The organism is uncultured Campylobacter sp., from assembly GCF_938030785.1.
Taxonomy (GTDB): Bacteria; Campylobacterota; Campylobacteria; order Campylobacterales; family Campylobacteraceae; genus Campylobacter_B.
The window spans coordinates 1-8,409 of the sequence record NZ_CALHIK010000162.1; the positions used below are offsets into that span (position 1 = coordinate 1).

Below are 8,409 nucleotides of genomic sequence, written 5' to 3' on the forward strand. Positions count from 1 at the left end.
TATCGTAGTCGGTCGCCCGATCTATCAAAGCGCCGATCCGCGCGAAATTTGCGAGCGAATTTTGGGGCAAATTTAACGCTCGAGCTTGCGTAAAATTTGGTCCAAAATCATTTTAAGCGTGGTTTTCGCGCGCAAGAAATTTTAATCAAATCATTGCAAAAGCGCGGCCTGAACGACGACCGGGCGCGGCAGAGAAATAAAATTTAGCGAGCCGTAGCGCACAAATGAAATTTAAAATTTCATTCAAAGCAGCGAGTTTGGCGGAGCTTAAAAGAGAGTTGAGGTAAATTTGAGCGATTTTAAGAAAATCCCATATGTCGGTGAGGCGACAGAGGCGGATCTACTGGCGCTCGGCTACGAGGATATCGCTTCGCTAAAGGGCGCGGATCCCCACGAGATGTTTGAACGCACAAAGGCGCTCGGGCGCGGCAGCGACAGGTGCATCCTCTACGTTTACCGCATGGTTTGCTACTACGCCAATACGCCCCGTCCCGACAAAGCCAAGCTGAAATGGTGGCTTTGGAAGGATTAAATTTACAAATTTGACCCGCGCAAGTCGTTGAAAGCGGATCCGTTTAAATTTAAGCGGATTTGCAAGCAACCGACGCGGCCGTGTTTGCGACACAAAACGACGCCGCGCAAAAAGCGTAAATTTAACGAGTGCTTTAATTGCGAGGGCGCAAATTTTATGCGCGAGTTTTATGTGCGGCGCAAAGAGCGTAAATTTTACAGGCGCGGTAAATCGGCTAGTGCGAAGTACAAACATAGCTGCAATATTAAATTTTGATTTTATTCACAGGCACGCTTTGCGATGAAGTAGCCTGCACGAAATATAAAATCGCTCCGATTTCTGGCAAGCGCGCGCCGAGCCGTATATGCGTCGCAAATATAAAAGCGGCGACAGTCGGTGTCTTTAGGCGGGCACGCACGGCGCGGTCTTTCACGACGGCAAGGAGTGGCGGCTGCTGATATTTTAATAATCACGCTATGGAGAAAATGAAATAGGCGGCGCGAGTTTTGCTTTTTTTTGACGTAAATTTTACGAACGCCGCGCAGATTATCGCGCGAGCTTTACGGGCGACACAAAAAGTGTAAATTTTACGGGTGCCGTATAATTGGGGCGCCGCAAAGCGGAAGGACGGTTAAAATGAAATTTTTTACTCTTTTGATTTTATGCGCGAGCGCACTTTTTAGCGAGACGATCAGCGCGAAATATGAAATTTCGTTCGGCGTTTTCGGCGCAGTCGGCAGCGCAAATACGCGGCTCGTGCGGCAGGGCGATCGCTACGAGATCGTCATGGATGCCGTTGCACAGGGCGTCGCGGGCAGCCTGAGCGGACAAAGGCGCGAGAGCTTCCGCTCAAAGGGGCGCGTCGTGGCGGGGCTTTTGATGCCCGATCTCTACGTCCACGAGGTCTCGCGCAAAAAGGGCAAAACTACGAAAAACGAGCGCAAAACCTACGCCTTCGACTACGCGCGCAAAACGATAAAATTTCAAAAGTTCAAGGGCGCGGGCGGCGAGCTACAGCTCGTAAGCGACGAAATTTTGCCCTACTTCGCGACGAACGACCTGCTGAGTTTGTTTTTCAATTTCTCTAAGATCCCGCACTCGGGCGATAAATTTTTCGTCCGAGCTGCGGGCGCAAAAAGCGCTGACGGAAGGATCGACATCGAAAGGCCGCGCGGAAGCGCCGCTGCAGATATCGCGAGCGAGCTTGGCGTCCCGCCGCCTAGCGATGCAAATGCAAACTCTAGCGCCGAGGCAAGCACTAAACCTGGCGAGCATGGCGCGGATAAGCAGGCTGCGGCGATTTACGTGGTTTTCATAAACCAGCCGATATTTTCTAGCAGCCGAGGCGAGCTGCACCTGAGCCTAAATGAGCGCGGTTACGCCGATCGCGCCGTTTTGAAGGACGTGCTGCTCTTCGGCGACATCCGCGCGCGGCTCGTGGAATGAAATTTGCGCCGCCGAGTTTTAAAATTTAGGCGCGGCTTGAGTTTTGATTTGCAGCTCCGCGCGAGCTTCTGCGGAATAAAATTTCGGCGCTTTCAATGGTTGAAGCACGCTGCGCGATTTCCTTATACGGCTTCTCGGCAAGTGCGAATTTTATCACAGCGACGGGTCTTGAAAATACAGCGCACTGTATATCTTTGAGCGACGGGCGCCATGAGCGCGAATTTTACGATACTACGTGTTTTAAGCGCGGCTACGCAAGCCTCTGAATACAAAATTTACATCGCCCGTCACATACCCTACAGATCAAGCGCGCCTAGAATTTTAAAATTTTACGCCGCGCGGATCGATACGGTACTCTGCATGCCGTAGGCAGAAAGCCGCAATACAGAGATAAATTTCTCCGCTCAAGCGGCGCGATCTGTTTTGGGCGCCCAATAAGACGCAACGAGTAAATTTAAAGAATTTAGCGCGAAAATTCGGCTTGCAATTAAATTTTATCCATGCAGCCCACGTCTGCAAACAAACTAAAAAAACGCGCGCTGCCTAAGTCGCCGCTACGACGAAAGCCAAACGAAGCTACAGCCGCCGTATTCGCTCAAAGAAACTGTCGCACTCAGATATTAAAACGAGCTGTCGCATCCAAGCATCAAACAAAACTGCCGTGCTTTGAATAAAAGCGCTGAGAATACTCGAAAATACCGCCGCCTGCGCCAGAATGAAGCCGCTTCGAGTTTTAAATTTATTAAATTTTGCCGCCGCGAGCGGTCTGATAGAGTCTTTGAAATTCCGCTACGAAGCTAGAAGCGTCCCGCGCCGCCATCGCTGAGCTCATAACGGAGATCCTGTCGGCTCCCGCGCGTAGGACGGAGGCAAAATTGCGCGGCGTTATGCCGCCCAGCGCATAGATTTCGCCCGCGAAAAACTTCCGCACGGCGTGGATCAAATTTAGCCCCCTCGGTGCGAGCCCCGCCTTGCAATCAGTCGCAAATATATGGCTCAGACAGATTGCGCTCGCACCCAACTCCAGCGCCTCGCGCGCCTCCGCCTCGCTGTGGCAGGAAGCGATCAGTTTTTTGAAATTTGCGCGCAAAAACTCCGCACCGTGCGCCGCGCTGAAGCTCCGCAAAACCCCGAGCGGCAGCCATAAATTTCTCTCGCCCTTGCGCAGCGCAAAATCCGCGAAATTATGCACAAAGACCGCAGGCTGGCGCCTTGCACTCTCTGCTATCTGCACGCCCTCCGCACTCTGCGAGTTTTCCACCTTTTTCACGCTCTGTGAATTTTCTACGCCCTCTATATTTTCCGAGTTTTCTGCATACTGCGCGCTCCGCGAGCCCCGTGCGTTTTTTGCACTATGCCCATCATTTGTATTTTCCGCACTTTGCGTACTCCGCATACTTTCCGCATTTTCTGCGCTCCATACGCCTTCTGCCGCTAGTTTCGTTTCGCATACGGCGCCGCGAAGCGAAATCTCGCCCAGCTCGCTATCGTCCGCGCAATTTGCAGCGCCGATAAAATTTTCGGACAAATTTTCATCTAAAACGCAAGCCAAATTTTTAGGCCGCATCTCACCCGTAACGACACCGTGCTTGCGGACCGCATCCGCGCAAATCTCGCTCTTGCCACTGTCCAAATCGAGCTTTTTTGGCGAAACTTCGTCTGCGCCGCGCTCGTAGAGTGAAATTTTATCCGCGCAGGCCGCGCTCGCGTTAAATCCGCCCGCGAAAGCTTGGGTTTCGCTAAATTTAGCGGCACGAGCTTCATCTGCAAAAATCCCGTCCGCACGGGCTGTATCCGCACAAAACCCACTCTCGCAGGCGCGTAAAATTTTATCAAACAGCGCCGCGTAGGCTTTCTCGCTCAGGTCTTTTTCACGCACGACGATCTCGCCTACGCCCGCCGCAGCAAAATCCGCCATACGCGAGAGCAGCGCCGCATCGCCGCCGCAGAGCGCGCGATTTGTGATGATCGTAATGCGCGAAGCAAGCTCTAAATCTAGCATCCGCTTGCCCCCTTTAGCTCAGAATCCGTGCGCGGCACAGCACTGAGGCTTAAAATTTTGCCCGTAGCATTTGGCTTTGAAATTTCACCTGCAGCGCTAGGGTTTAAAATTTTATTCGCCAGGCTTGAAGCCAAAATTCCCACCTCTGCGCTAGAACTTAAAATTCTGCCCGTCCAGACAGAGGCTAAAATTTTGTTCGCGCCGCTAGGGTTTAAAGCATCTGCCGAACCATTAGATTTTATCGGCTTTGTATTGCCGCCACATAAGAACCTGAAGCTCGTGCCGTTTTTAAATTTAAAATTTAAGCCGCCTGTAGGTTCGGAATTTGCGCTACCTTTAAATTTTAAATCCGCGTATGTATTCCGAGGCCTCAAATTTACGCACGCATTTTGAAGCTCGGAATTTACCGCGCCCCCTAATGCGGTGCCGAAAATTTTATCATCCGTCATAACGCCATAAATTTTATCGCGGCATGCGGCGCTGTAAAATTCGGCGTAGTATTTTACGCTACGAATTTTGCTACGTCTAGCGGCACTAAATCTACCCGCAAGTAGCGCACCGCAAATCTCGCCTCTTAAAAAAGCATTGCAAATTTTACCCATGCGAGCGCAGAATTTCGCCGCATAAAATTCTAAAAATTTCGCCGCTGAAGCAAGTCTTTCGTGCCGAAGTTTCGCGGCGTAAGCTCGCATATCTGCGCTCTCACACATAGATATACTCGCTCATTAGCGGCTGCAGCCCGCCGCCGCGGATCGCCTCGCAGACCTCGCTTACGCTGCGCGCGTCGCTGATCTCAAACTGCTCGTCGCCCCTCTGCTCGCTGTGCCCGCCGATACCCACGCTTACGCCCGCCGAAATTTTACTTGCCGCGATCCTGATCGCATTGTCGCGGAAGCCCGCCCTCTCGCGCGTGGAGATCGTGATTTGCGCACTTGGCAGCAGCAGCCGATACGCGCACATCACCTGCAGCAGCTCGCGCTCGCCGACGTCCTTCGGGTTTATTTTGTCGTTGTTGATGATCGGGCGCAGGCGCGGCACCGAAAAAGCAATCTCGGCGCGCGGGTACTTGCGCTGAAGCAGCCACGCGTGCACGCCCGTGGCAAAGGCATCGCGGCGGAAGTCCCCGAGCCCCAAAAGCGCCGCAAAGCCCACGCCGCGCATACCGCCTCTAATCGCGCGCTCCTGAGCTGCGAAGCGATACGCAAAAACCCGCTTGTTGCCCGCAAGATGCAGCTGCGCGTAGCGCGCGGGATCGTAGGTTTCTTGAAAAACGGTGACGAAATCGACGCCGCAAGCGTGCAAATAGGCGTAATCAGCGGAGTTTATCGGATAAATTTCGACACCGATCACCTTAAAATACTGCCGCGCGAGTTCGCAGGCGCGCCCGATGTAGCGTACGGGGCTGTTTTTCTCGCTCTCGCCAGTGAGGATTAAAATTTCTTCTAGTCCGCTCTCCGCTATCGCCTCAAACTCCGCCTTTAGCTGCGCCTCATCGAGCCTTGCGCGCGCGATTTTGTTCTTGCAGTTAAAGCCGCAGTAAACGCAGAGATTGTCGCAGTAGTTTGAGATGTAAATCGGCGTAAAAACGGCGATATTGCTGCCAAAATGCGCCGCTTTTTCGCGCGCCGCAGCGCTGGCGATCTGCTCCAAATGCTCGCCCGCGCGCACGCTTAGTAGAGCGGCAAAATCGCGTAGAGTTCTGTTTTTCGCGCCGATCGCCCTTTGCACGTCCGCCTCGCTCGCGTCCTCGCAAAAGCCCTCGCGCAGAGCAAGCGTGCGCTCCATTATCTCGCTTCCGATATCCTCCATGCCCGCTAGGTAGCCGGTTTTATTCATCTTTAAAATTTTCCTTTTTAAATTTCCATTTAAATTCCGCTTAAATTCCGTGCAGCGCGTTTTTGCGTGCAAATTTATGCGGCGCGAATTTTTCGCCATTTAGCTTAAAGGCGCATTTTAGCAGGATTTAGATAAAAAATTGCAAAACGAGGGGCGCCTATTCGTATTTTAAATTTTAGTGTTTATTAAGAGAGGGGGGATATAATTTTGCGAAATTTTTTAAATCAGGGAGGCAAATAAAATTTTAGCTACGTAAAATGACAATATTTGACGATGAAAAATGAGATAATATGAAAAATTTTAGAGGAGAAGTAATGAAAAAAATCATTTTAGGTTTAGTCCTGTTGGGCTCTTTGGCTTTTGGCGAAACGCAATTTCAATCGCTAAGAAAACAATATGAGCAAAAATGCAAAGCGGGCAATCTTCAAGCTTGCGGTTACGCCGGCGCTCTTTATAAAGATCCGACCGTATTCGGGGGAAACGCATCCGATAGGGACTATAAAAAGACGCTCTATTTTTACAAAAAAGCTTGCGACGGAAATGATTATATGGCTTGCTCAGATTTGGGAGAAATGTACTTCGACGGCAAAGGGGTAAAAAAAGATTATAAAAAGGCTGTCGAACTATATAATAAAGCTTGCGACGGTAAGTTTGCTGGCGGCTGCAACAATCTAGGCGCTATGTATGCGAATGGCAAAGGCGTTAAAATGGATATAACGAGGGCTATGGGATATTACAGAAGAGCTTGCGATGCAGGAGTTTGGATAGCTTGCGGGAATTTCGCTTCAGGTCTTCAAGCCGACGGCGACAGAGCAAGAGCGGTGCAATACTATCAAAAAGCCTGCGAAATGGGTAAAAATGACCCAGGGCTATTCGGCTACCTTAAAGACTATTTAAAAGAATTCTGCGACAAATACGACATACTAAAATAGTCTGCCGATCGATCCAGCTTCTCTTAATCGGGCTACTTTCAGCCCGATTAAATTTTAAAATTTCATCGCCGAGCTTGCCGCGCATTGTACCGCTACCAAATTACTTTTCGCCGCAGTGCTTTAAGACGCCTAGCGAAGTGCGGAATTTACGTCGTTCGGCATAGGGCTTAACAAAGCGCGCTGGGATTTAACTCACATGGCGCAAAAACCTTGTGCGATATGTATGGCTCAAAAATGCAAATTCCGCGCAAAAAAACACGGCTCGCGCAATCAAACGCGCTTAAAATTTTAACCGCTACCTCAAAAATCCCGTTAGCGGCGAGCTTGCGCTGGCCGTTTTGCAAACGGCGCCGAGCCCCGCCAGATAGGCATCGCGCCCCGCCTGCACGCCGAGCGCAAACGCCCGCGCCATCAACGCCAGATCCCCGCTCGTGGCGATCGCCGTATTTACCATCACCGCAGCGCAGCCCATCTGCATCGCCTCGCAGGCCTCGCTAGGCGCGCCGAGCCCCGCATCTACGATGATCGGCACGTCGATTTCGCTGAGCAAAATTTCGATCATTCCGCGCATCATCAACCCGCGATTGGAGCCGATCGGTGCTGCAAGCGGCATCACGGCGGCGGCTCCTGCGCTTACCAGATCGCGCGCGACGCACAGATCGGCGTGCATGTAGGCAAGCGGCACGAAACCCTCGCGCGCCAGGGCCTCGCAGGCCTTGATCGTCTCGGAGTTGTCGGGCAGAAGGTATTTACTATCGCCTATGATCTCGATCTTTACGAAGTCGCCGCATCCTAGCTCGCGCGCGAGCCGTGCGATCCGCAGCGCCTCCTCGGCGTTTCGCGCGCCGCTGGTGTTTGGCAGCAGCGTAACGCCGCGGGGGATGAAATCCAAGATATTGCGGCTCTTGCTTTCGTTTACGCGGCGCAGCGCGAGCGTGACGATCTCGCAGCCCGCATGCCGTACGCAGGCGTCGATCATCGCGTGATCGAACTTACCAGAGCCCATTATCAGGCGTGAGCTAAACTCCCTGCCGCCTAAGATCAGTTTATCGTCCATTCTATCCTCTTTAGTTTAAATTTCGTTTTCACATACGGCGCAAATAGCGCAATATCAGTGCTTGCGCGGTGCATTATACACGGCGCGAAATTGCGGCACAGATTGCGCGCCTTGCTTCTATCTGTCGCTTTACACGCTGCACGACGCTGCGCCCGAGCTTTAAAATTTCTCGTCAAAATTTTACGCCACGACATAAAATTTTAAAATTTCAAGCGCAGACTGCGGCTCGCTTCGCTGCGCGGAATTTTAAATCCTATGTTCAAAAGTAGCTCGCTCGCGCCGAATAAATTTTAAAATTCTACTTGCCCGCTAGCTAGGCACGGCAAAGGGTTTAAATTTCGTCGTTTAAATTTAGATCTCGCGACTAAATTTACGCGGCGCGCAGTAAATTCACATCGTCTTTAAAACGCGCTGTATACCCGCCGAAACGCTCGCCGCTTCTCAAAAATAATAGTGCAAAGCCCGATTTAAGTGGCACGCATAAAAACGCGTAAAACGCGTAAATTTAGAAATGCAGGCGCACAATGATAAGCGCCAAGCTAGCCCTCCTCACCCAAAATCAGCCTAAGCGCGACGTTTGCCTGATGTGCGGCGCAGATCGCCACGCGTGGCGCAAGCAACCCCA

8 protein-coding genes are annotated in these 8,409 nt (G+C 51.6%); 4 read left to right on the plus strand and 4 right to left on the minus strand.

Going from position 1 to position 8,409, the window contains the following annotated elements; all coding sequences use genetic code 11:
- Positions 1-289: 289 nt before the first annotated feature.
- The 3 genes from Q0438_RS09575 to Q0438_RS09585 all read left to right on the plus strand — a co-directional run bounded on the left by Q0438_RS09575 (position 290) and on the right by Q0438_RS09585 (position 2,326).
- Entirely contained in the window at positions 290-532 is a 243-nt protein-coding gene (locus Q0438_RS09575) for a helix-hairpin-helix domain-containing protein (protein ID WP_298086241.1), read from the plus strand.
- A gap of 615 nt (positions 533-1,147) precedes the next feature.
- A complete protein-coding gene (locus Q0438_RS09580; RefSeq protein ID WP_299190426.1) occupies positions 1,148-1,957 on the plus strand; it encodes a DUF3108 domain-containing protein in 810 nt (269 codons plus the stop codon).
- A 210-nt stretch (positions 1,958-2,167) separates the two neighbouring features.
- Positions 2,168-2,326, plus strand: a complete 159-nt coding sequence (locus Q0438_RS09585; protein ID WP_299190428.1) for a hypothetical protein — start codon at positions 2,168-2,170, stop codon at positions 2,324-2,326.
- 373 nt (positions 2,327-2,699) lie between these two features.
- Here Q0438_RS09585 and Q0438_RS09590 read toward each other — a convergent pair whose 3' ends face one another.
- Genes Q0438_RS09590 through thiH form a run of 3 tightly spaced genes read right to left on the minus strand, consistent with a single transcriptional unit; the run spans position 2,700 to position 5,795 of the window.
- Complete coding sequence (locus tag Q0438_RS09590; protein WP_299190430.1) at positions 2,700-3,959, minus strand: thiamine phosphate synthase; 1,260 nt, start codon at positions 3,957-3,959, stop codon at positions 2,700-2,702.
- Positions 3,953-4,669, minus strand: a complete 717-nt coding sequence (locus Q0438_RS09595) for a hypothetical protein (protein WP_299190431.1) — start codon at positions 4,667-4,669, stop codon at positions 3,953-3,955. Before Q0438_RS09595 ends, Q0438_RS09590 begins: the two co-directional genes overlap by 7 nt.
- A complete protein-coding gene (thiH, locus tag Q0438_RS09600; RefSeq protein ID WP_299190432.1) occupies positions 4,662-5,795 on the minus strand; it encodes a 2-iminoacetate synthase ThiH in 1,134 nt (377 codons plus the stop codon). The genes Q0438_RS09595 and thiH overlap by 8 nt, the downstream gene beginning before the upstream one ends.
- Positions 5,796-6,109: 314 nt before the next feature.
- Here thiH and Q0438_RS09605 point away from each other — a divergent pair, with 314 nt between their 5' ends.
- Positions 6,110-6,727 (plus strand): tetratricopeptide repeat protein, encoded by a 618-nt coding sequence (locus Q0438_RS09605; RefSeq protein ID WP_299190434.1) that lies wholly within the window; start codon positions 6,110-6,112, stop codon positions 6,725-6,727.
- 295 nt (positions 6,728-7,022) lie between these two features.
- Here the strand turns inward: Q0438_RS09605 and Q0438_RS09610 are convergent, their stop codons facing one another.
- Complete coding sequence (locus Q0438_RS09610; RefSeq protein ID WP_299190435.1) at positions 7,023-7,784, minus strand: thiazole synthase; 762 nt, start codon at positions 7,782-7,784, stop codon at positions 7,023-7,025.
- Between the last annotated feature and the right edge of the window lie 625 nt (positions 7,785-8,409).

Excerpts from the sequence above, each read along its gene's own strand:
- Q0438_RS09605 (WP_299190434.1), top strand. The coding sequence starts at position 6,110 with ATGAAAAAAATCATTTTAGGTTTAGTCCTGTTGGGCTCTTTGGCTTTT.
- Q0438_RS09585 (WP_299190428.1), top strand. The coding sequence starts at position 2,168 with ATGAGCGCGAATTTTACGATACTACGTGTTTTAAGCGCGGCTACGCAA.
- Q0438_RS09610 (WP_299190435.1), bottom strand. The coding sequence starts at position 7,784 with ATGGACGATAAACTGATCTTAGGCGGCAGGGAGTTTAGCTCACGCCTG.
- Q0438_RS09595 (WP_299190431.1), bottom strand. The coding sequence starts at position 4,669 with ATGTGTGAGAGCGCAGATATGCGAGCTTACGCCGCGAAACTTCGGCAC.
- Q0438_RS09580 (WP_299190426.1), top strand. The coding sequence starts at position 1,148 with ATGAAATTTTTTACTCTTTTGATTTTATGCGCGAGCGCACTTTTTAGC.
- thiH (WP_299190432.1), bottom strand. The coding sequence starts at position 5,795 with ATGAATAAAACCGGCTACCTAGCGGGCATGGAGGATATCGGAAGCGAG.
- Q0438_RS09590 (WP_299190430.1), bottom strand. The coding sequence starts at position 3,959 with ATGCTAGATTTAGAGCTTGCTTCGCGCATTACGATCATCACAAATCGC.